The sequence below is a fragment of the Streptomyces apocyni genome, from assembly GCF_009739465.1.
Taxonomy (GTDB): Bacteria; Actinomycetota; Actinomycetes; order Streptomycetales; family Streptomycetaceae; genus Streptomyces; species Streptomyces apocyni.
In genome coordinates this window covers 199,881-221,281 of sequence record NZ_WHOM01000039.1, presented here as the reverse complement: position 1 = coordinate 221,281, position 21,401 = coordinate 199,881, and the positions used below count along the sequence as shown (strand labels likewise).

The following is a 21,401-nucleotide window of genomic DNA, read 5'->3' as shown; positions in this document are numbered from 1 at the left end:
TCCAGAACCACCATGTCGATCGACGTCAACAACGAATCCGGCACCGAGGTCGACGAGCAGGCGATCCTCGACGTGGCCCGTTACGCCCTCGCGCGCATGCGCATCCACCCGCTCTCCGAGCTCTCGGTGATCGTCGTGGACGCCGAGGCGATGGAGCAGCTGCACATCCAGTGGATGGACCTGCCGGGCCCCACGGACGTGATGTCCTTCCCGATGGACGAGCTGCGTCCGCCGCTGAAGGAGGACGAGGAGCCCCCGCAGGGGCTGCTCGGAGACATCGTGCTCTGCCCTGAGGTCGCGAAGAAGCAGGGCGAGGAGGCCCCGACGGGGCACTCCATGGACGAGGAGCTGCAACTGCTGACCGTCCACGGCGTGCTGCATCTGCTCGGGTACGACCATGAGGAGCCGGACGAGAAGGCCGAGATGTTCGGACTTCAGTCAGCGATCGTCGACGGATGGCGGCAGGAGAAGGGGATCACCGGGCCCTCCCCGGCCCCGACTCTGTCGTGACCGCCCAACTGGTATTCGGGGCGGTCCTGCTGGTCATCGCCGCCTGGCTCGCCTCCTGCGCGGAGGCGGGCCTGGCTCGGGTCTCCAGCTTCCGGGCCGAGGAGGCGGTGCGCTCCGGCCGCCGTGGCAGCGCCAAGCTGGTGCAGGTGGCGGCCGATCCGACCCGCTATCTGAACGTGGCGCTGCTGGTGCGGGTCGGCTGCGAGATGGCCGCCGCCGTCCTGGTGACGTACGTCTGTCTGCGGAGTTTCGACGAGACGTGGCAGGCGCTGACCGTGGCGATCGCCGTGATGGTCCTGGTGTCATATATCGCGGTGGGGGTCTCGCCGCGGACCATCGGCCGCCAGCACCCGCTGAACACGGCCACCGCGGCGGCGTACGTCCTGCTGCCGCTGGCTCGCGTGATGGGCCCGATCCCGCCCCTGCTCATCCTCATCGGTAACGCGCTCACGCCCGGAAAGGGATTTCGCCGGGGGCCGTTCGCGTCCGAGGCCGAACTGCGCGCGATGGTCGACCTGGCCGAGAAGGAGTCGCTGATCGAGGACGACGAGCGGCGGATGGTCCACTCGGTCTTCGAGCTCGGCGACACCCTGGTGCGCGAGGTGATGGTGCCGCGCACCGACCTGGTCGTCATCGAGCGCTACAAGACGATCCGGCAGGCGCTGACGCTGGCGCTCAGGTCCGGTTTCTCGCGTATCCCGGTGACCGGTGAGAGCGAGGATGACGTCGTCGGCATCGTCTACGTGAAAGACCTGGCCCGCAGGACGCATATCAACCGCGAGTCCGAGGCCGACCTGGTCTCCACCGTCATGCGGCCCGCGGCCTTCGTACCGGACACCAAGAACGCGGGCGACCTGCTGCGCGAGATGCAGCAGCAGCGCAACCACGTCGCCGTGGTCATCGACGAGTACGGCGGCACGGCCGGGATCGTCACCATCGAGGACATCCTGGAGGAGATCGTCGGCGAGATCACGGACGAGTACGACCGTGAGCTGCCGCCGGTCCAGGAGCTCGGCGAGGGACGGCTGCGGGTGACCTCGCGCCTCGACCTCGGTGACCTCGGCGACCTGTACGGCATCGAGGAGTTCGACGACGAGGATGTGGAGACGGTCGGCGGGCTGCTGGCGAAGGCCCTCGGCCGGGTCCCGATCGCGGGCGCCGCGACGGTGGTCGACCTGCCGGACGGACGGTCGCTGCGGCTGACCGCGGAGGCCACGGCGGGCCGCCGCAACAAGATCACGACGGTGCTCGTGGAGCCCGTCGAAGCGGCGGCATCCGGGGCGGACGAGGCGTGAGCGTGGGAACGGGAACGGGAACGGGAACGGCATGAGGGCGGACGAACTCAGGGCGCTGTGTCTGTCGTTCAACGCCGCGGTGGAGGAGTTTCCGTTCACCCCCGAGGTCTCGGTCTTCAAGGTGTGCGGCAAGATCTTCGCGCTCGGCGACCTGGACGCGCGACCGCTGACGGTCTCGCTCAAGTGCGACCCGGAGATCGCGGTCCGGCTGCGGGAGCAGCACCCGGGGATCGTCCCCGGCTACCACCTGAACAAGCGGCACTGGAACACGGTGACCGTCGACGAGCTCCCCGCCGTGCTGGTCAGGGAGCTCGTCGAGGACTCGTACGACCTGGTGGTGGCGGGCCTGCCGAAGGCACAGCGGCTCCGTCTGGACAGGCCCTAGTCGAAGCAGCCCCTAGGCCGTGTCCGCAAAGTCCCGCCTGCCCGGCGGCGTCTGGCACGCACGCTCGCGGCGTTGCCGAAACGCCCACGTGACTCCGCCACGAGGGCGCTCCGGCGCCTTGCGATCGCACGCACCAGACGCCGCCGGGCCGCCCTCCGGGCGACGACGGGACTTTGCGGACACGACCTAGGCGAACTCGTACGCCGCGACCTCGGCGAGGTAGCGCTGCCGCAGCGCCTCGTCGTCGTCCAGGAACGCCGCTTCGAAGGAGTTCCGCGCCAGCTCGCGCAGCCGCTCCTCGCTCAGGCCCAGTGCCTCACGTACCGCGTGGAACGTGTCGTCGACATAGCCGCCGAAGTACGCCGGGTCATCGGAGTTCACCGTGCAGAGCAGGCCCGCCTCCATCATCCGGGGCAGCGGATGGGCCTCCAGGACGTCGATCGCGCGCAGCCGTACGTTGGACAGCGGGCACAGGGTCAGCGGAACCCGGTCCCGTACCAGCCGCGCGACCAGCTCCGGGTCCTCCACACAGCGCAGCCCGTGGTCGATCCGCTCCACGCCCAGGATGTCGAGTGCCTGCCGGATGTACTCGGGCGGGCCCTCCTCGCCCGCGTGCGCGACTCGGCGCAGCCCGAGCGCCGCCGCCATCTCGTACACCTCGCGGAACTTGGCTGGTGGGTGCCCCACCTCCGCCGAGTCCAGGCCGACCGCGGTGATCCGGTGCAGATGCGGCTTCGCGGCCTCCAGGGTCGCCAGCGCGGACTCGGCGGACTGGTCGCGCAGGAAACAGAGGATCAGCCGGGTGGAGACGCCGTGCCGCTCCTGGCTCGCGTTCAGCGCGCGGGACAGACCATCGATCACCGTGTCGAGCGGAACGCCGCGCGCGGTGTGCGCCTGCGGGTCGAAGAAGATCTCCGCGTGCCGTACGCCCTGGGCGGCGGCCCGGGCCAGATAGGCGTCCGCGAGCTCGGCGAAGTCGTCCTCCGTGCGCAGTACGGCCATCAGCCCGTAGTACAGGTCAAGGAAGGACTGGAGGTCGTCGAAGAGATAGGCGCGGCGCAGCTCTTCGGTGTCCGCGTAGGGGAGCGGTACGTCGTTGCGCGCGGCGAGCGCGAAGGCCAGCTCGGGTTCGAGGGTGCCTTCGATGTGGAGGTGGAGTTCGGCCTTGGGGAGGGGCATTCGCCCATGTTAGGGCTGGTTCCCGCGCGGTCAGTGGCGCGGCGGCAGCGGAACCCTCAGCAGGTCGGACGCGATGGTCAGTTCGCCTTCGAACCCGGCCGCGCGGGCCTGCCGCGCGAAGTCGGCCGGGTCGGCGTACCGCTGCGAGAAGTGCGTCAGCACCAAGTGCCGTACGCCCGCGTCGCGGGCCACGCGCGCCGCCTGTCCGGCCGTCAGATGGCCGTGGTCGGCGGCGAGCTGGGCGTCCTCGTCCAGGAACGTCGACTCGATGGCCAGCAGGTCGCAGCCGTCGGCGAGCGCGTACACCCCCTCGCACAGCCGGGTGTCCATCACGAACGCGAAGCGCTGGCCGCGCCTGGGCTCGCTCACCTCGTCGAGCGTGACGCCGCGCAGCACGCCGTCGCGCTGGATGAGGCCCACGTCCGGGCCCTTGATGCCATGCCGGGCGAGCAGCTCGGGCAGGATGCGGCGCCCGTCCGGCGCGCTCAGCTGGTAGCCGTACGACTCCACCGGGTGGGACAGCTTGTGCGTCCGCAGGGTGTACGAGGATGTCGCCGCCAGTACGCCGTCGGCGGCGACCGGCGCCTGGTTCAGCGCCACCGTCTCGCGGTAGGCCGTGGCGTACCGCAGCCGGTCGAAGAAGTGCTGTCCGCTCGCCGGGTAGTGCGCGGTGATCTCGTGCGGCACCCGGTCCAGGTTGATCCGCTGGATCACCCCGGCCAGGCCGAGCGAGTGGTCGCCGTGGAAGTGCGTGACACAGATCCGGTTGATGTCGTGCGCGGCGACCTTGGCGCGCAGCATCTGGCGCTGGGTGCCCTCGCCGGGGTCGAAGAGGATGCCCTCGCCGTCCCAGCGCAGCAGATAGCCGTTGTGGTTGCGGTGCCGGGTGGGGACCTGGCTGGCGGTGCCGAGTATCACCAGTTCACGTACGGACAAGACGCGTTATCTCGACTTCCCTTATCCCGGTTATCCCAGTTATCCCGGTTATCCCGGTTATCCCGGAGGCCACTGCATGCCGCGGCCGCCCAGGACGTGGGCGTGCGCGTGGAACACGGTCTGACCAGCGCCGGAACCGGTGTTGAACACCATCCGGTAGCTCTCCATCTTCTCCTCGGCCGCGACCTCGCCCGCCTCGCGCAGTACGTCGGCGGCGAGCTGCGGTGCGGCGGTGGCGAGGGTGGCGGCGTCCCGGTGGTGCGCCTTCGGGATCACCAGCACATGGATCGGCGCCTGCGGGTTGATGTCCCGGAAGGCGATCGTCGTCTCGGTCTCCCGGACGACGGTCGCCGGAACCTCACGCGTGACGATCTTGCAGAACAGGCAGTCCGCCTGCCGCTCGCCCTGTGGTTCGTCTGCCATACGTCAGACCCTCCTCGGCCCTGTTGATCAGTCCCACCGCATGCTATCCGCCCGGGACTCGCCCACGGGCGCGCCCTCGCCTCACTCGATCTTCTTCCGGTCGAACCAGATCGTGGACAGGACCGCCAACAGCCCGGTCCAGAAGAGGGCTTGCGGCACAGTCCGCTCGGTCCACGGCACGAGTGCCATCGCCACGGCGCAGAGCATGACCAGCGCCGACTGCGCGAGGACGACGCGCGCCCATATCCTGCGGCGCACCAGGGAACGCAGGTTCAGCTGGACGCCCGTGCGCATCTTGCGGTAGCGCAGCCAGGCACCGAACCCCCAGATCGCGGCCATGACCGTGAGTACCCAGAGGCGGTTGCCGAGCGGTACGGGCAGTTCCCGCAGCGTGGGGTGCCGTGAGGTGGCGTAGAGGTCGACCATCGAGCCCGCGGCCGCCAGGCAGACCAGGGCGAGCCAGCGGGTGCCGCGCAGCAGGCGGTAGGTGGCATGGTCGAGGCCGCCCCGCAGCATCGTGGAATGGGGCGCTGTGGCCAGGCCAGCCGAGTACAGGTCAGCGGCCTGAGCAGCGGTGACGTTCGGCCCGGTGGCCATTGCTTCGGCGTACATGGCCTGGGCTGTCTGGTTTGCCGGATCCAGCCGCAGCCACTCGACCAGGGCCTGCTTCGCCACGTCCTGCCGCCCGGTGCGTACGGCGGCGTAGCACAGGACCTTGTGCGAGTCCGGCTCATCGGGGCTCAGGCGCAGCGCCTCGAACGCCGCCAGGTAGCCGCGTTCGTGATCGGCTGGTGGCGCCGACGGGTCGGCGATCAGTACAGAGGCCAGCGCGAAGTGCGACGCCCACTTGTCCGGCGCCAGGCGTACGGCTTCCTCGGCCGCTGTCCTGGCCTCGGGCAGCCGTCCCAGCGGGACCAGGACCCGGGACAGGATGTCCAGCGCGCCGACATGCCCTGGAGCGATCCGCAGCATCTCGGACGCGGCCCGCTCCGCCAGCGCGTACTCCCCCAACCGCTCGTGGGCCACGGCGAGCAGCTGCCAGCCCCAGTGGTCGTCCGGTTCCTCGGAGAGATGGGCGGCCAGCACGGGCTTGGCATCCGCGTACCGCCCCGCGGAGTGCAGCGCACCGGCGCGCTGCACCGCGGGAGCCCAGGCGCTCACAGCTTCCGCCGCTTCTTGAGGTAGGCCACCAGGTCGTCGTACATGCCGCCCTCGTTCGCGAACATCGCGACATTGCGGGCCGCCGCGAACCACGGCTCGGTGGAGGGGGTGATGGTCTTCGCCGCGGCCAGCAGGTCCGGCATGCCGATCAGGCGGACCGTGCCGGTGCGGGCCGAGTCGAGCAGCGCCAGCTCGGCCGCCGACTCGCAGAGGTGGGCGAGGTCGGCGCCGGACAGACCGTCGGTGGCCTTGACCAGCTTGCTCAAGTCGACCGACTCGATGGGGCGTTCGCGCAGGTGATAGCGGAGGATCGCCTCCCGGGCGGGCGCGTCGGGCGGCAGGACGAGCAGGGTGCGGTCCAGGCGTCCCGGGCGGCGCAGCGCGATGTCCACGTCCCAGGGGACGTTGGTGGCGGCGAGGACGAAGACGCCCTCGTTCGCGGCGGAGTCGATGCCGTCCAGCTCGGTGAGGAGTTGGTTGACGGTGTTGCGCATGCCGTTGTGCTGGCTGCGGCTGCGCTTGGCGCCCAGCGCGTCCAGCTCGTCGAGGAAGACGACGCAGGGCGCCTGGCGGCGGGCGGTCTCGAAGACCTGGTGCATGTTGCGTTCGGAGTTGCCGATCCACATGTCCAGGACGTCGTTGACCGACACGGACAGGAAGCTGGCGCCGAGTTCACCCGCCACCGCCCGCGCCACGAACGTCTTGCCGCAGCCGGGCGGACCGTACAGCAACAGCCCGCCGCGCAGGCTCTTGCCGTACAGCTTGCGCAGCTCGGGGTTGCGCAGCGGGGCCAGGAAGGCGGCCTCGATGCGGTCCTTGACGTCCTGCATGCCGCCGACGTCGGCGAGGCGTACGGTGCCGGGCTGGTCGACGTCCCAGGCTTCGGCGTCACCGGGGTCGCCGCTGCCGTCGGCGGCCTGGGGTGCCTCGACGAAGCGCGGCGGCAGGACATCGCCGACTTCGTGCTCGGCGGCCCGCCAGTCGAAACCGGGCCGCGGGTCTGGAGCGGACTCTGACGTCGGTGCCGGTGCCGGTGCCGGTGCCTGTGCCTGTGTCGGTGCCGAAGCCGGTGTCGGGGCTCTCATCGCGCGCGTCATCAGCGCCCGAGCCTGGGCGTCACCCGGCGCGTGCTGGAGCGCGACGGCCGCCTCCGCGACCGCCGCGTCCTGTTGCCCCGCGTCCAGCAGCAGTTCCGCGAAGTGCAGCCGAAGCGCTACGTCACCAGGTGCCGCCGCGACGGCCGTTCGCAAGCTCTGTATGAGGGGGGAGTCATCCGGCATGGGCCTTACCTTAGGGATCTTCAGGGTGATCCGTATGCTCGGGGGATGACCGAGAGCACCCCGATTGCCCCCGAGGACCAGAAGATCGTCACCCTCGCCCGCTCCGCCCGGGCCCGTAACGGCGTCCCGGAGGGCGCGGCCGTACGGGACGAGACCGGACGTACGTATGTCGCGGGCACCGTGGACCTTGACTCGCTGAAGCTGAGCGCGCTGCGGACCGCGGTCGCGATGGCGGTGGCGAGTGGAGCCACCTCGCTGGAGGCCGCGGCCGTGGTCTCCGCGGCTGACGCCGTCGCGGATGACGACCGCGCGGCGGTACGCGACCTGGGCGGGCCGAAGACCCCGGTCCTGCTCGCCGGTCCCGACGGGACCGTACGGACGACGGTGGCGGCTGGCTGAAGCGCCGCGGGCGGGCAGAAGGGCAGGCAGAAGGGCAGGCAGGAGGGCGGGCAGCGCGGGCCCTGGTCGGCGGCCCGGTTCGGATCGGGGACAATGGACCGCATGAGCGCACCTTCCTCGACCAGGCCCGAGCCGCAGGCAACCCCGCACCGCGCGGGGTTCGCGTGCTTCGTCGGACGGCCGAACGCGGGCAAGTCGACCCTGACCAACGCCCTCGTGGGCACGAAGGTCGCCATCACCTCCAACCGGCCGCAGACCACCCGGCACACCGTGCGCGGCATCGTGCACCGCGCGGACGCCCAGCTGGTCCTGGTCGACACCCCCGGCCTGCACAAGCCGCGCACCCTGCTGGGTGAGCGGCTCAACGACATCGTCCGCACCACCTGGGCCGAGGTCGACGTCATCGGCTTCTGCCTCCCGGCGAACGAGAAGATCGGCCCCGGCGACCGCTTCATCGCCAAGGAACTCGCGGCCATCCGCAAGTCCCCCAAGATCGCGATCGTCACCAAGACCGACCTCGTCGACAGCAAGGCGCTCGCCGAGCAGCTGATCGCCATCGACCAGCTCGCCAAGGAGCTCGGCTTCGAATGGGCGGAGATCATCCCGGTGTCGGCGGTCGGTGACCAGCAGGTGGAACTGCTCGCTGACCTGCTGGTGCCGCTGCTGCCGGAGAGCCCGCCGCTCTACCCGGAGGGCGACCTCACGGACGAGCCCGAGCAGGTCATGGTCGCCGAGCTGATCCGCGAGGCGGCTCTGGAGGGCGTACGCGACGAGCTGCCGCACTCCATCGCGGTCGTCGTCGAGGAGATGCTGCCGCGCGAGGACCGCCCGGCGGACAAGCCGATGCTCGACATCCACGCGAACCTGTACATCGAGCGGTCCAGCCAGAAGGGCATCGTCATCGGCCCCAAGGGCAAGCGCCTCAAGGACGTCGGTACGAAGTCCCGCAAGCACATCGAGGCGCTCCTCGGCACGCCGGTCTTCCTGGACCTGCATGTCAAGGTCGCCAAGGACTGGCAGCGCGACCCGAAGCAGCTCCGCAAGCTGGGGTTCTAGGTCCGTTCCAGGTCCGTTCTGAGGCCTTCGGGGGCCTGGGGCCTGGGGCCTTCTGGGGCCTGAGGGCTACGCGCCCTCCTTCAGGACCCACGTGATCAGTTTGCGCTGCTCCTCGGTGAGGCGCGGGTCCGCGCAGTACACCGTGCGGCCGTCGACGGTGATCTGGTAGCAGTAGCCGTCCGGCACCCCGACGGGGGGCTCGGTGCGGCCTGCCGCCAGGGCGTCCTCGGCGACGGAGTGCCACTGGGGGGCGTCGTCCCGGCCCGTCGTGTCGATCTCGGCGTGCCGGTCGAAACCGGCGAATCCGCCCGTACGCCTCACGTGGATACGCATGGGTCCCGTCTACCCCTCTCCGCTCTCTACGACTCTGCGGCTCTGCGGCTCACTCGGTCTGGAGGGTCGTCACGCCGACCCGCGACCAGGCCTTCAGTACGGCCTCGTGCTCCTCGCCCTCGCCGTAGCGGGCGCTCGCGGCCGCCACGGACGCCTGGGCGAAGGCCTCGAAGTCCGCGTCTACCTCCAGATTCCCACCGGTCAGCGTGTCGTACCAGATCTGGCCCGCGCGCTCCCAGGCGTTGCCGCCGAGGGCCATCGCGACCAGGTAGAAGGCGTGGTTGGGGATGCCGGAGTTGATGTGCACCCCGCCGTTGTCGCGGCCAGTACGGACGTACCCGTCCATCGTCGACGGCTGCGGGTCCTTGCCGAGCAGCGGGTCGTCGTAGGCGGTGCCCGGCTCCTTCATGGAGCGCAGCGCCTTGCCGTTGATCCGCTCCGCGAGCAGTCCCGCGCCGATCAGCCAGTCGGCCGCCTCGGCGCTCTGCCCCAGGGCGTACTGCTTGATCAGCGAGCCGAACACGTCGGACAGGGATTCGTTGAGCGCGCCCGACTGCCCGAAGTAGGCGAGGTTCGCGGTGTACTGCGTCACGCCGTGGGCCAGTTCGTGGCCGATCACGTCGACCGGGATGGTGAAGTCCAGGAAGACCTCACGGTCGCCGTCGCCGAACACCATCTGCTCGCCGTTCCAGAAGGCGTTGGCGTAGTCCACGTCGTAGTGCACGGTCGCGGTCAGCGCCAGCCCCCGGCCGTCGATCGAGTCGCGCGCGAAGGCCTTCAGGAACAGCTCGAACGTGGCGCCAAGACCGGCGTACGCGCGGTTGACGGTGGCGTCCTTACCGGGCTTGCCGCCCTCCTCGCGCACCTTGCGGCCGGGCAGCTCCGTCCGGTGCTTGGCGTCGTGGATCGTACGGTGCGGCTTCCCCTCGGCGGCTTCCTTCGGCGCGGCGACGGCGGGCGCGCCGACCACGGTCGTCATCCGGCGGTGGGTGCGCTCCCGGGCGTCGCGCTCCAGGGTGCGCCGGGCGGGCCCGGAGAGTGCAGGGTCCTCGGCCTGGGACAGCTTGTCGAGGACATGCGGCGGCACGATGGTGCAGAAGACAGGCTCGATGCCTGCACGGGTGGTGGTCATGGCACGCACAGTGGCACTGGGTTATGAGGCTGTCACTACCTGCGACCATGATTCCTGAAATAGAGTGACAGAACGGCGCCTGAGATGCCCTGAGGGTGTCCTGAGTGAGACAGCCCACGCCGAGGCCGTTACCGGCCCGTAGTCCCGCATACTGATACACGCCAGCGCACATCGCGCGGCTCCGCTAGGCTGCGGCGCATCATGCGTTTCGGGCTGCTTCTCCTTAGCTGCCGCGGCGAGGGTCTGTAGTCGTAGGCCGACCCCCTCCCCGCGGAGTGAGGTGCTGCGGTGTTTCCGCACCCGTCGGCCGTTCCCCAGCGGACATACGAGGAGCCCTACGCACATGTCGAACCCTGCCGGCCGTCCCGCGCCCATCACCACCGCGACGCACCTCCAGCAGTCCTCCGGGATGCCGATCCACAAGTACCGCGGCTATGACGCCGTCGAGATCCCCGATCGCACCTGGCCCGACAACCGCGTCACCAAGGCCCCTCGCTGGCTGTCGACCGACCTGCGGGACGGCAACCAGGCGCTGATCGACCCGATGTCCCCCGCCCGTAAGCGGGAGATGTTCGACCTGCTCGTGAAGATGGGCTACAAGGAGATCGAGGTCGGCTTCCCGGCCTCAGGACAGACCGACTTCGAATTCGTGCGCTCGATCATCGAGGAAGAGGGCGCGATCCCCGACGACGTCACGATCTCCGTACTGACCCAGGCCCGCGAGGACCTGATCGAGCGGACCGTGGAGTCCCTGGTCGGCGCCAGGCGCGCCACCGTCCACCTGTACAACGCGACGGCCCCCGTCTTCCGCCGAGTCGTCTTCCGCGGCTCCAAGGACCAGATCAAGCAGATCGCCGTCGATGGTACGCAGCTGGTCATGGAGTACGCCGAGAAGCTGCTGGACGACCGCACCACCTTCGGCTACCAGTACTCGCCGGAGATCTTCACCGACACCGAGCTGGACTTCGCCCTGGAGGTCTGCGAGGCCGTCATGGACGTCTGGCAGCCGGGCCCTGACCGCGAGATCATCCTCAACCTGCCCGCCACCGTGGAGCGTTCGACACCGTCCACCCACGCGGACCGCTTCGAGTGGATGTCCCGCAACCTCACCCGCCGCGAGTACGTCTGCCTGTCGGTCCACCCGCACAACGACCGTGGTACCGCCGTCGCCGCCGCCGAGCTGGCGCTGATGGCGGGCGCCGACCGTATCGAGGGCTGCCTGTTCGGGCAGGGCGAGCGCACCGGCAACGTCGACCTGGTCACCCTGGGCATGAACCTGTTCAGCCAGGGTGTCGACCCGCAGATCGACTTCTCCGACATCGACGACGTCCGCCGTACCGCCGAGTACTGCAACCAGATGACGGTGCACGCCCGCCACCCCTACGTCGGCGACCTCGTCTACACCTCCTTCTCCGGCTCCCACCAGGACGCCATCAAGAAGGGCTTCGACGCCATGGAGGCCGACGCCCAGGCCAAGGGCGTCACGGTCGACGACATCGAGTGGGCCGTCCCGTACCTGCCCATCGACCCCAAGGACGTCGGCCGCTCCTACGAGGCCGTCATCCGGGTCAACTCGCAGTCCGGCAAGGGCGGTATCGCGTACGTCCTGAAGAACGACCACAAGCTGGACCTCCCGCGCCGGATGCAGATCGAGTTCTCGAAGATCATCCAGGCCAAGACCGACGCCGAGGGCGGCGAGGTCACCCCGGCCGCCATCTGGTCCGCCTTCCGGGACGAGTACCTGCCCAACCCGGACAACGCCTGGGGCCGGGTGCAGCTGCGCTCCGGTCAGACCACCACCGACCAGGACGGCATCGACACGCTCACCGCCGACGCGGTGGTGGACGGCACCGACGTCGTACTGACCGGTACCGGCAACGGCCCGATCTCCGCCTTCTTCGACGCCCTGCAGGCCATCGGCATCGACGTACGCCTGCTGGACTACCAGGAGCACACGATGAGCGAGGGGGCCTCCGCACAGGCCGCCGCCTATATCGAATGCGCCATTGGTGAGAAGGTCCTGTGGGGGATCGGCATCGACGGCAACACCACGCGCGCCTCGCTCAAGGCGGTCATCTCGGCCGTCAACCGCGCCGCACGCTGACCCGCGACCTGCGGATTTCGTGGCCGTTCCCGTCCAGGTGGCGGGGGCGGCCACGGTGTGTCGTACAGCCGGTCTTGGCCATCTGGTGTGCGGGGTACTGACGGCGCCTCACAGATGTGGCTAACATCACGCCAGCGCGGCAAGGTTGCCGAAAGCGTTACGGAGGTGCGGCATGCTGCCAGCGTGGGGACCAAGCGGCTGGAAACCGTATGTGTGGGGGACCCGGGTCGCCTGGACCACGGTGGGGGACGGCGAGTTCTTCTGTCCCGACTGTGGCGGTGACCGCAACTACCGCCGCCGTACGGGCCGCCGCCGCTTCGCCCTGCTCGGCATCCCGCTGCTGGCGCGCGGCGACGCCGGGCCTGTCGTGGAATGCGCCGCCTGCCAGGGCAGGTTCGGCATGGACGTCCTGGACCACCCGACCAGTCTCCGCTTCTCGGCGATGCTCAAGGACGCGGTGCACACCGTCGCCCTCGCCGTCCTCGCAGCGGGCGGCACCTCATCGCGTACGGCCCTCGCGTCCGCCGTCAGCGCCGTCCGCACCGCCGGGTACGACGACTGCACCGAGGACCAGCTGACCACCCTCATCGACGCACTCGCCGCCGACACCGGCCGGATCACCGGCGGCCCGGCCGGACCCGCCGCGATCACCCTCGCCATCGAGCTGCACGAGGCGCTCGACCCGCTCGCCCCCCATCTCGCGCCCGCTGGCCGCGAGTTGATCCTCGTCCAGGCCGCGCGCATCGCCCTGGCCGACGGGCCGTACACCCCGGCCGAGCGCGAGGTCCTGGCGACGGTGGGCGGGGCGCTGCGGCTGGAGCAGGACGCCGTGTCGCGGCTGCTGGCGTCGGGGCGTACGCCGTCCTGAGGCGCCCCGGACCCGAGAGCCTGGATCCGGGAACCCGGACCCCCGAGAGCCTGACGGTGTAGGAGCCCGGTACTCCCGGGGGAGTAGTCGGCGGGTCTCAACTCCCGCGGGAGTACGGCGCGGTTCGGCCGTAGGCGCGACGTAAAGGCGCCCTGGCGACGGAAGTCTGGTGGACGACAGCCCGACCGCCGTCCACGAGGGGAGCCCCCGTATGAGGGCCGCAACAGACCGCCGTCGCCGAGCCCTGCCCTGGGCGGTGCTCGCGCTGTGGATCGCCGTACTGGCACTGGCCGCGCCGTTCGCCGGGAAACTCGGTGACATCGAGGAGAACGGCGCCATCGACTACCTCCCGGCCAGCGCGGACTCCACCCAGGTCGCCATGTTGCAGCAGGAGCTGCCTGGTGGAGAGGCCACCGAGCTGGTCCTCGTCTACCAGCGCGACGGCAAGCTCACGGGAGCCGACCAGGCGGTGGCGGACGCGCAGGTCGCTGAGATCGCCGCCGCGCACGAGCTGACCGCCCGCCCGCGGGCCGTCGAGTCCACCGACGGCACCACCCTGATGTACCCGGTCTCCACGACCGAGCCGGGCGGCGACGAGGAGCTGCGTAACGCCTTCGTCGAGGACGTCCGCGCGGCGGTGTCCGGCGAGGACGGGATGAGCGTCCAGGTCGGCGGGCCGGGCGCCCTCCAGACGGATATGGAGGAAGTCTTCGCGACCATCGACGGCACCCTGATGATCGCGACCGCGCTCGTCGTCACGATCCTGCTGATCCTCACGTACCGCAGCCCGTTCCTGTGGCTGATCCCGCTGGTCGGCGTCGCCGCCGCGGCCCTCACCTCACGGGCGCTGATCTACGCCCTGGTCGAGGGCTTCGGCATGGACCTCACGGTCAGCGGCCAGACCGTCGGCGTGATGACCGTCCTGGTCTTCGGCGCGGGCACCGACTACGCCCTGCTGATCGTCGCCCGCTACCGCGAGGAACTGCGCCGTATCGAGCGGCCTTACGAGGCGATGCTGGCCGCGTTGCGTGGCTGCGGACCTGCCGTACTCGCCTCGTCCGGGACCGTGGCGGCCGGACTGCTCTGCCTGCTCGCCGCCGACCTCAACAGCAGCAGCGGCCTCGGGCCCGTCGGCGCGATCGGGGTGCTGTGCGCGCTGGTCGCGATGCTCACGCTGCTGCCCGCCCTCCTGGTGCTGCTCGGCCGCCGCGTGTTCTGGCCGTTGATCCCCGAGTACGGCGTCGAGGCCGCGCCCCGGCGGTCGTTGTTCGCCGCGATGGGCGGGTCCGCGGGGCGGCGCCCGGTCGCCGTCCTGGTCAGTGGGGTCGTCCTGCTCGGGGCGATGGCGATGGGCGCGTTCAACCTGCCGGGCAACCTCAGGCAGGAGGACTCCTTCACCAGCCAGCCCGAGTCCGTGGCCGCCATGGAGATACTCGCCGACGCCTACCCGGAGCGCGGCAGCCAGCCGATCGCCGTGCTGGCGCCCACCGATGAAGCCGACCGGGCCCTGAACACCGCCCGCTCGACCGACGGAGTCGCCACGGCCGAACGCGGCCGTACGGGCGACAACGGCTGGAGCGAACTCAAGGTCTTCGCCAAGGACGCGCCCGAGACACCGGGGGAGACCGCGACGATCGAGCGACTGCGCGACGCCCTGGACGGCAGCTACGTAGGCGGCCCCAGCGCCCAGCAGGTCGACCTGGAGCACACCAACGCCCGCGACCGCCTGATCGTGATGCCGCTGCTGCTCGCCGCCGTCCTGCTGATCCTGATTCTGCTGCTGCGGAGCCTGGTCGCACCGCTGATGCTGGTCGGGGCCGTGGTGCTGGTCTGGGCGTCGGTGATGGGCCTGGGCGGACTCCTCTTCGAGCCCGTCTTCGGCTTCGCCGGAGTCGACCCGTCCATCCCGCTGCTGTCCTTCGTCTTCCTGGTGGCGCTCGGCGTCGACTACGGCATCTTCCTGATGCACCGGATGCGGGAGGAAGCCCTGACGGGGGCCGAGCCACGGGACGCCGCGCTGACCGCGCTGCGGACCACGGGCGGCGTCATCGCCTCCGCCGGTGTGGTGCTCGCGGCCACCTTCATGGTGCTGCTGGTCCTGCCGCTGGTGATGCTGCGCGAGTTCGGGTTCCTGGTCGCGGTCGGCGTACTGCTCGACACCTTCCTGGTGCGTACGTACCTGGTGACGTCGGCCAGCATGCTGCTGAAGCGGCGGGTGTGGTGGCCGGGTCCGCTGTCGAAGGACCCGTCCGGTGCATCCGGTGCATCCGGTACATCGGGCATGTCGAGCGAGGGGGAACGGCCCGCCAGGCCGGGGGACTCCCGCGCGCCGGAACCGGCGGGACGCGGGTGAGGCCCGGACGGGTGCGCGACCACGGGCGGCCGCGCCCATGGTCACGCACCCGTCGGGTGCTGGACGATGGGGCCGTGGACCAGCCCGCAGCCGCCGCCCCGCCGACCCGCGCGGACCGTGTCATCGCCGCCCTCACCCGCGAACCGCTCACCGCGCCCCACGCCCGGCGCAACGACGCGTGGATCGCGGCCGCGATGGCCGCGATCGCCGTCGTCCTCGCCCTGACCGCCCAGGACGGGCGCTCGCTGGACGCACTCGGCTGGACGCTGCTGCTCGCCAGCACGGTGCCGCTGGTGTGGCGTCGGCAGCGGCCCCTGCTGGCCTTGGTGTTGGTGGTGCTGATCGTTGCCCCGTACCACGGCCAGGACTACCAGCACGTCGCGGCGGTCCCGGCCGCCATGTTCGCCCTGTACACGGTGGCCGCCACCGGCACGGTGCTGCGCTCCGCGCTGGTCGGGGTGGCCGTCGTCGCCGTGGTCGGACTGATCATGGTCAAGAACGGCGGTTCCAAGGAGATCGTGGAACTGCTGCGGATCTCCGGCTGGATGGTCGCCGTGCTCGCCTTCGGCGCGGACGTACGGATCTATCGCCGGTACGTCCGTGCCGTCGTCGAGCGCGCCGAACGCGCCGAACGCACCCGCGAGGAGGAGGCCGCCCGCCGCGTCGCCGAGGAGCGGCTGCGGATCGCCCGCGACCTGCACGACCTGCTCGCCCACAGCATCACCCTCATCGGGGTCCAGACGTCGGTCGCGTCGCACGTACTGACCGTCGACCCGGACCGCCTGGACCGGGCCGCGATCAGCAGGGCGCTGGACGACATCTCCGAGACCTGCCGTACGGCACGCGGCGAGCTGCGCACCACCCTGGAGGTGCTCCGCGCGGACGGCACCGACAGCGGCAACGGCAAGGGCCCGCTGCCCGCCCTGGACGGCCTGGCCGACCTGGCGGCGACGGCCCGTACGGCGGGCGCGAAGGTCGACCTGTCGATGGAGGTCGACGAGGCACCGCCCGCGGTGGGCGCCGCGGCCTACCGCATCGTGCAGGAGGCCCTGACCAACGCCGTGCGGCACGCGGGCCCCGAGGTCGCGATCGACGTCGGCGTCCGCGCGCGGGGCGGCGCGCTGACCGTGACGGTCACGGACGACGGCTCCGGCGGGAACGGGAACTCCCACCCCAACTCCCATCCCAGCGGTGGCTTTGGTCTGGTCGGGATGCGCGAGCGGGCTCGTAGCGTCGCCGGAACGCTGCACGCGGGCCCGCGTCCCGGCGCGGCGGGCTTCGCCGTGACCGCCGTACTGCCGCTGACCGTCCCCGTACTGGAAGAGACCCGATGACCGACGCCGCCCACCCCTCCCACCCCTCCCACCCCGCCATTCGCGTCCTGCTCGCCGACGACCAGACTCTGGTACGCGCCGCCTTCGCGATGCTGGTGGAATCCGCACCGGACATGGCCGTCGTCGGGCAGGCGGGCACGGGGCACGAAGCGGTCGCCCTGGCCCGCAGCGAGCGCGCCGACCTGGTCGTCATGGACATCCGGATGCCGGACCTGGACGGCATCGAGGCGACCCGGCTGATCGCCGCCGACGACGACCTCGCGGGCGTCAGGGTGCTGGTCCTCACCACGTACGACACCGACGACCATGTGCTGGAGGCGCTACGGGCCGGTGCCTCCGGGTTCCTCGTCAAGGACACCAGGCCCGCCGAACTCCTCGACGCCATCAGGACGGTAGCGGCGGGTGACGCGCTGCTCTCACCCGGGCCCACCGCCCGCCTGATCGCCCGCGTGCTGCGCGCCCCAGGGCCCGAGGCGCCCAGTGTCGGCGGTCCTGACGGGCTCTCCGAGCGCGAACGGCAGGTCCTCACGCTGGTCGCCCGAGGGCTCAACAACACCGAGATCGCCGAGGCACTCGGTCTGAGCCCCCTCACCGCGAAGACCCACGTCAGCCGGATCATGGGCAAGCTGGGCAGCCGTGACCGCGCCCAGCTGGTTATCGCGGCCTACGAGTCCGGGCTTGTCACGCCTGGCTCGAACTGACCTAAAGGGCCCGTGACGTCCGGAGTGCCCGCGACTCGCCCTGGATGCAGGGGTATTGCCGTCTCTCCGGGAGCGCTATAGGTTCACGCGGGGTCGCTGGACATCCCACGTCCCATGTCTTCGTCTTCCGTGAAAGGGAGAGCGATGCCCCGAACGAGCCGCTTGACCGCCTTCGCCGCAGCCACCGCACTCGCCGTAGCCACCGCACTCGCCGCACTCGCGGCCGTCGCTCCCACCCCTGCCAGCGCCGCCGTCGCCCCTAGCCCGCCCTGCACCTCGTCCGTGCCGTACGCCAAGGACACCGACGGCTACGACACCTACCGGATTCCGGCCACCCTGAGGACCCGCACGGGCACCGTGCTCGCCTTCGCCGAAGGCCGAGTCGGCGGGGCGGGGGACACCGGCAATATCGACGTCGTCCTCAGACGTTCCACCGATGGCGGCTGCACCTGGGGGCCGCTGAGCGTCGTCGCCGCGGGCAACGGCGACACCCGTGGCAACCCCGCACCGGTCGTCGACCCCAGGACCGGCAAGGTCGTCCTGGTCACCTCGTACAACAGCGGAGCCGTCACCGAAGCGCAGATCATGCGCGGCGAGGTCACCCCCGAGCAGAGCCGCCGGGTGTTCGTGCAGACCAGCCGCGACGACGGCCGGACCTTCAGCAGCCCCCGCGAGATCACCGCCACCATCAAACTCCCGCAGTGGCGCTGGTACGCGACGGGCCCCGGCCACGCCATCGCCCTCACCCGGGGCCCGCACGCCGGACGCCTCGTCGTCCCCGCCAACCACTCCACCACCCCACCGGCCGACTCCGGCCACACCGGACAGGAGCCCAGGTACTACGGCGCCCACGCCCTCCACAGCGACGACGGCGGCCGCACCTGGACGCTCGGCTTCGTCGAGGACGCGTACGGCGGTGCCGTGAACGCTAACGAGTCCACCGTGGCCCAGCTCCCCGACGGCCGCCTGTACTTCAACTCCCGCGACCAGCACGGCACCAGCATCGGCAACCGCCTCGACACCTACTCCAGCGACGGAGGGCACACCGTCGACCGCTCCTACCAGGTACAGAGCGACCTGAACGACGTCCCCGTCGTCCAGGGCAGCGTCCTGCAGGCGGCCGGATGGCGTGCGCCCCTGCTGTTCTCCGGCCCCTCCGTGCCGACTGCCAGGCGGTCGATGGCCATCTGGCGCAGCGACGACGCGGGGGTCTCCTTCACCAAGGTCAAGACGCTCTCCACGCAGCGCGCGGCCTACTCCGACCTGGTGCAGCTCGACCGCCGGAAGATCGGAATCCTCTACGAGACCGGCGCCAGCGGTACCTACGACACCATCGAGTTCCGCCGCGTCCCCCTGCGCGAGCTGCGCGAGCCGCGCTGAGCCCCCCTCAGAAACCGGCTCTCACTTGACGCCCAGCGACCCCTGCCAGGCGCGGGCCTCGATGCCCCGGAAGTGGTCCGCCATCGCGCGCTGCGCCCCCTCCACGTCCCGGGCGCGCAGCGCGGTCAGGATGTCCCGGTGCCTGCGCGCGGTCACGGCGGGCGCCGGGTCCTGGTCCCAGCCGCGCGCCCCGGCGACCCGGTGGAAGACGTTCCAGAACGCCGCGAGGAGCTGCGGCACCAGGGCGTTGCCCAGCGACTGGTAGAGCTGCTCGTGAAACTCGCGGTCCAGGTCGGGGAAGGACTCCCCGGCCAGGGCCGCCTCCTCCATCCGTACGATCACGGCCTCCAGGCGGTCCAGTTCGGCGTCGCTGAGGGTCTCCGCGACCCGGCGTATGAGCCCCTCCTCCAGTACCTCCCTGACCTGGAGGATCTCGCCGAGCGCATGGGTGGCGTCGCGGCTGTCGCCGTCGGTCGTGGCGAGTGTGCGGAAGGTGAGACCGTCCACCAGCGGGGTCAGCGAGGCCTGGCCGACATAGGTGCCGTAGCCGTGCCGGATCTCCACGATGTCCAGGGCCTGGAGGGCCTTGAGCGCCTCGCGTACCGAGTTCCGGCTCACGCCGAGGCTCTCCATCAGCTCGGCCTCGGTGGGCATCGGCGCACCGGGCCGCAGCCCCCTGTCCAGGATCAACTGCATGACCTCGCGCTGGATCTGGACGCCCACCCGCCGTTCCCTGACCGCGGGCACCGTGGCGTTCCTCAGCTGTTCAGGCATGCCGCTCATCGTACGGGGCAGGACATCCCACGTCCCATATCTGAGGGAACTTCCCGCACGCACCCTTGACCACCCCTAGACCCCCTCCTATGGTCGCGCTACCAGTCCAGACGTAGGACGTGGGATCTCTCATGGAGGAAGCACCGTGAGCGACGTGACCCTCGGATCGGCACCGCGTCGCCGGTCGTTTCTGCGGTACACCGGAGCGCTGGGCGCCGCCGCCGCCATCTCCACGACCCTGTCCGCCTGTTCGTCGGGCCCGGAGTCGACCAACCACTCCGACGGCGGCGACGGCAAGGACGGCTCCCTCCAGACGCTCACCGCCGTCATCGGCTATGGCAACGACGGCAGTTGGGACCCGACCCAGACCGCGTCCGCGTTCGCGATGGCCGCCAACCACCACATCTACGAAGGCCTGCTCGACACCGACCCGATCAGCCGGGAGCCGTACGCCGCGCTGGCGACCGAGATACCGCCCGATCTGGACGCCACCACCTGGAAGTTCACCCTGCGCGCGGGCGCCACCTGGCACGACGGCAAGCCCGTCACCGCCGACGACGTGGTGTTCACCTTCGCGCGGATTCTCGACCCGGACACCACCACGCTGGTCAAGGGTTTCTTCGCCTCCTGGCTCAAGGAGGTCAACAAGACCGACGCGACGAGCGTCGAACTGGTGCTGAAGTTCCCCTTCCCGGACGGCGCGCCCCGCCTCACCCTCGCCAAGATCATGCCGAAGCACATCTACGGCAGGCCCGGCGCCTGGGACGACGCCGCCATGGGCAAGGCGGTCGGCTCGGGCCCGTACCGGCAGACCGGGCACACCCCGAAGTCGCACACCACCTTCGAGGCCTTCGCCGACTACAACGGCCCGCGCAAGGCGGCCTTCGAGAAGATGAACTGGCTGACGATCGTGGACGCCGCGTCACGCGTCGCGAAGATCTCCGGAGCGGGCCCCGGGGCGCAGATCGTCGACAACATCCCGTACGCAAACATCGCCCAGCTGGAGAAGGACGGCCGCGAGGTCGAGGGCGGCGCCGGGATGAACCACCTCTTCCTGCTCTTCAACACCGCCCGCGAGCCGTTCGACGACGTACGCGTACGCCAGGCCCTGCACTACGCCATCGACCGGGACAAAATGATCCGGGCAGGGCTCAAGGGCCATGGCAGGCCCGCCACCTCGTTCCTGAACGAGGACAACCCCTCCTACCGCAAGGCGAGTCCGGACTACGCCTACGACCCGGTGAAGGCGAAGCGGCTGCTCGCCGACGCCGGGGTGACGGGGCTGAAGATCAATCTGATGTCGGTGAACGTCAGTTGGGTGGTCGACTGCCTGCCCACCATCAAGGCCTCCTGGGACGCGATCGGCGTCGAGACGACCCTCGACCCGCAGGAGACCACCGCCGTCTTCACCAAACTGGACCAGAAGAAGGACTACCAGGTGGTGGCGGGCGCGTCGAACCCGAACCAGTTCGGCCTCGACGCGGACCTCGTCATGCACTACAACTACGCGCCGGACAACATCTGGATGGGCTACGCCAGGTGGTCTGGATCGTCCGAGGCCAAGCGGCTGTTCAGGCTCATGGACCAGGCGGCACGGGAACCGGACGCCGACAAGAAGAAGCGGATGACGCAGGAATACCTCGACGTCGTCGCGGAGAACGTGGTGATCTACCCGGTCGTGCACAACGAACTGATGACGGCCTGGGACCCGAGGAAGCTGGACGGGATCAGGGCTCAGCCCTATCCCGGCATCAACCTGCTCCAGGCCAAGTCGGCCAACTGACCGGCTCGCCGAACA

20 protein-coding genes are annotated in these 21,401 nt (G+C 70.4%); 12 read left to right on the top strand and 8 right to left on the bottom strand.

The genetic code is table 11. From position 1 onward, the window contains the following. Positions 1-12 precede the first annotated feature (12 nt). From ybeY to GCN81_RS07190, 3 genes are read left to right on the top strand one after another with little or no spacing between them, the layout of a single operon-like run. Positions 13-510, top strand: coding sequence for an rRNA maturation RNase YbeY (ybeY, locus tag GCN81_RS07200; protein WP_156722837.1), 498 nt, complete (start codon positions 13-15; stop codon positions 508-510). After that, positions 456-1,805 (top strand): hemolysin family protein, encoded by a 1,350-nt coding sequence (locus GCN81_RS07195; protein ID WP_407697946.1) that lies wholly within the window; start codon positions 456-458, stop codon positions 1,803-1,805. Before ybeY ends, GCN81_RS07195 begins: the two co-directional genes overlap by 55 nt. A gap of 31 nt (positions 1,806-1,836) precedes the next feature. Next, positions 1,837-2,190: an MmcQ/YjbR family DNA-binding protein gene (locus GCN81_RS07190; protein WP_156722833.1), complete on the top strand. Its 354-nt coding sequence runs from the start codon at positions 1,837-1,839 to the stop codon at positions 2,188-2,190. Positions 2,191-2,376: 186 nt separating this feature from the next. Here GCN81_RS07190 and GCN81_RS07185 read toward each other — a convergent pair whose 3' ends face one another. The 5 genes from GCN81_RS07185 to GCN81_RS07165 form a co-directional block, all read right to left on the bottom strand. Beyond that, on the bottom strand, positions 2,377-3,369 hold the full coding sequence (locus tag GCN81_RS07185; RefSeq protein ID WP_156722829.1) for an adenosine deaminase: 993 nt from the start codon (positions 3,367-3,369) through the stop codon (positions 2,377-2,379). Positions 3,370-3,399: 30 nt separating this feature from the next. After that, positions 3,400-4,305 carry a ribonuclease Z gene (locus GCN81_RS07180; RefSeq protein WP_156722827.1) on the bottom strand — a complete coding sequence of 302 codons (906 nt, stop codon included), beginning with the start codon at positions 4,303-4,305 and terminating at the stop codon, positions 3,400-3,402. Between the two features lie 57 nt (positions 4,306-4,362). Beyond that, positions 4,363-4,728 (bottom strand): histidine triad nucleotide-binding protein, encoded by a 366-nt coding sequence (locus tag GCN81_RS07175; protein WP_156722825.1) that lies wholly within the window; start codon positions 4,726-4,728, stop codon positions 4,363-4,365. A gap of 81 nt (positions 4,729-4,809) precedes the next feature. Further along, entirely contained in the window at positions 4,810-5,889 is a 1,080-nt protein-coding gene (locus tag GCN81_RS07170; protein ID WP_156722823.1) for a tetratricopeptide repeat protein, read from the bottom strand. Then, positions 5,886-7,169, bottom strand: coding sequence for an ATP-binding protein (locus GCN81_RS07165; RefSeq protein WP_156722821.1), 1,284 nt, complete (start codon positions 7,167-7,169; stop codon positions 5,886-5,888). The genes GCN81_RS07170 and GCN81_RS07165 overlap by 4 nt, the downstream gene beginning before the upstream one ends. 45 nt (positions 7,170-7,214) lie before the next feature. Between GCN81_RS07165 and GCN81_RS07160 the strand changes: the two genes are divergently transcribed. Together GCN81_RS07160 and era are read left to right on the top strand one after the other, a co-directional pair. Then, entirely contained in the window at positions 7,215-7,568 is a 354-nt protein-coding gene (locus GCN81_RS07160; protein WP_156722819.1) for a cytidine deaminase, read from the top strand. Positions 7,569-7,661: 93 nt separating this feature from the next. Then, on the top strand, positions 7,662-8,624 hold the full coding sequence (era, locus tag GCN81_RS07155; protein ID WP_407697945.1) for a GTPase Era: 963 nt from the start codon (positions 7,662-7,664) through the stop codon (positions 8,622-8,624). Positions 8,625-8,690: 66 nt separating this feature from the next. Here the strand turns inward: era and GCN81_RS07150 are convergent, their stop codons facing one another. Together GCN81_RS07150 and GCN81_RS07145 are read right to left on the bottom strand one after the other, a co-directional pair. Next, complete coding sequence (locus GCN81_RS07150; protein WP_156722815.1) at positions 8,691-8,957, bottom strand: protealysin inhibitor emfourin; 267 nt, start codon at positions 8,955-8,957, stop codon at positions 8,691-8,693. A 49-nt stretch (positions 8,958-9,006) separates the two neighbouring features. After that, positions 9,007-10,089: a M4 family metallopeptidase gene (locus GCN81_RS07145; protein WP_156722813.1), complete on the bottom strand. Its 1,083-nt coding sequence runs from the start codon at positions 10,087-10,089 to the stop codon at positions 9,007-9,009. A gap of 409 nt (positions 10,090-10,498) precedes the next feature. Here GCN81_RS07145 and leuA point away from each other — a divergent pair, with 409 nt between their 5' ends. The 6 genes from leuA to GCN81_RS07110 all read left to right on the top strand — a co-directional run bounded on the left by leuA (position 10,499) and on the right by GCN81_RS07110 (position 18,829). Continuing rightward, positions 10,499-12,193 carry a 2-isopropylmalate synthase gene (gene leuA / locus GCN81_RS07135; protein WP_407697947.1) on the top strand — a complete coding sequence of 565 codons (1,695 nt, stop codon included), beginning with the start codon at positions 10,499-10,501 and terminating at the stop codon, positions 12,191-12,193. A 172-nt stretch (positions 12,194-12,365) separates the two neighbouring features. Beyond that, a complete protein-coding gene (locus GCN81_RS07130) occupies positions 12,366-13,061 on the top strand; it encodes a TerB family tellurite resistance protein (protein WP_156722809.1) in 696 nt (231 codons plus the stop codon). A gap of 211 nt (positions 13,062-13,272) precedes the next feature. After that, positions 13,273-15,414: an MMPL family transporter gene (locus GCN81_RS07125; RefSeq protein ID WP_156722806.1), complete on the top strand. Its 2,142-nt coding sequence runs from the start codon at positions 13,273-13,275 to the stop codon at positions 15,412-15,414. 74 nt (positions 15,415-15,488) lie between these two features. After that, positions 15,489-16,748, top strand: coding sequence for a sensor histidine kinase (locus GCN81_RS07120; RefSeq protein WP_231626433.1), 1,260 nt, complete (start codon positions 15,489-15,491; stop codon positions 16,746-16,748). Beyond that, a complete protein-coding gene (locus tag GCN81_RS07115) occupies positions 16,745-17,449 on the top strand; it encodes a response regulator (RefSeq protein WP_156722802.1) in 705 nt (234 codons plus the stop codon). Before GCN81_RS07120 ends, GCN81_RS07115 begins: the two co-directional genes overlap by 4 nt. A gap of 144 nt (positions 17,450-17,593) precedes the next feature. After that, entirely contained in the window at positions 17,594-18,829 is a 1,236-nt protein-coding gene (locus tag GCN81_RS07110; RefSeq protein ID WP_156722801.1) for a sialidase family protein, read from the top strand. Between the two features lie 21 nt (positions 18,830-18,850). Here GCN81_RS07110 and GCN81_RS07105 read toward each other — a convergent pair whose 3' ends face one another. Then, complete coding sequence (locus tag GCN81_RS07105; RefSeq protein ID WP_231626430.1) at positions 18,851-19,603, bottom strand: FadR/GntR family transcriptional regulator; 753 nt, start codon at positions 19,601-19,603, stop codon at positions 18,851-18,853. A 145-nt stretch (positions 19,604-19,748) separates the two neighbouring features. Between GCN81_RS07105 and GCN81_RS07100 the strand changes: the two genes are divergently transcribed. Continuing rightward, complete coding sequence (locus GCN81_RS07100; RefSeq protein WP_156722797.1) at positions 19,749-21,386, top strand: ABC transporter substrate-binding protein; 1,638 nt, start codon at positions 19,749-19,751, stop codon at positions 21,384-21,386. The last annotated feature ends 15 nt before the right edge of the window (positions 21,387-21,401 follow it).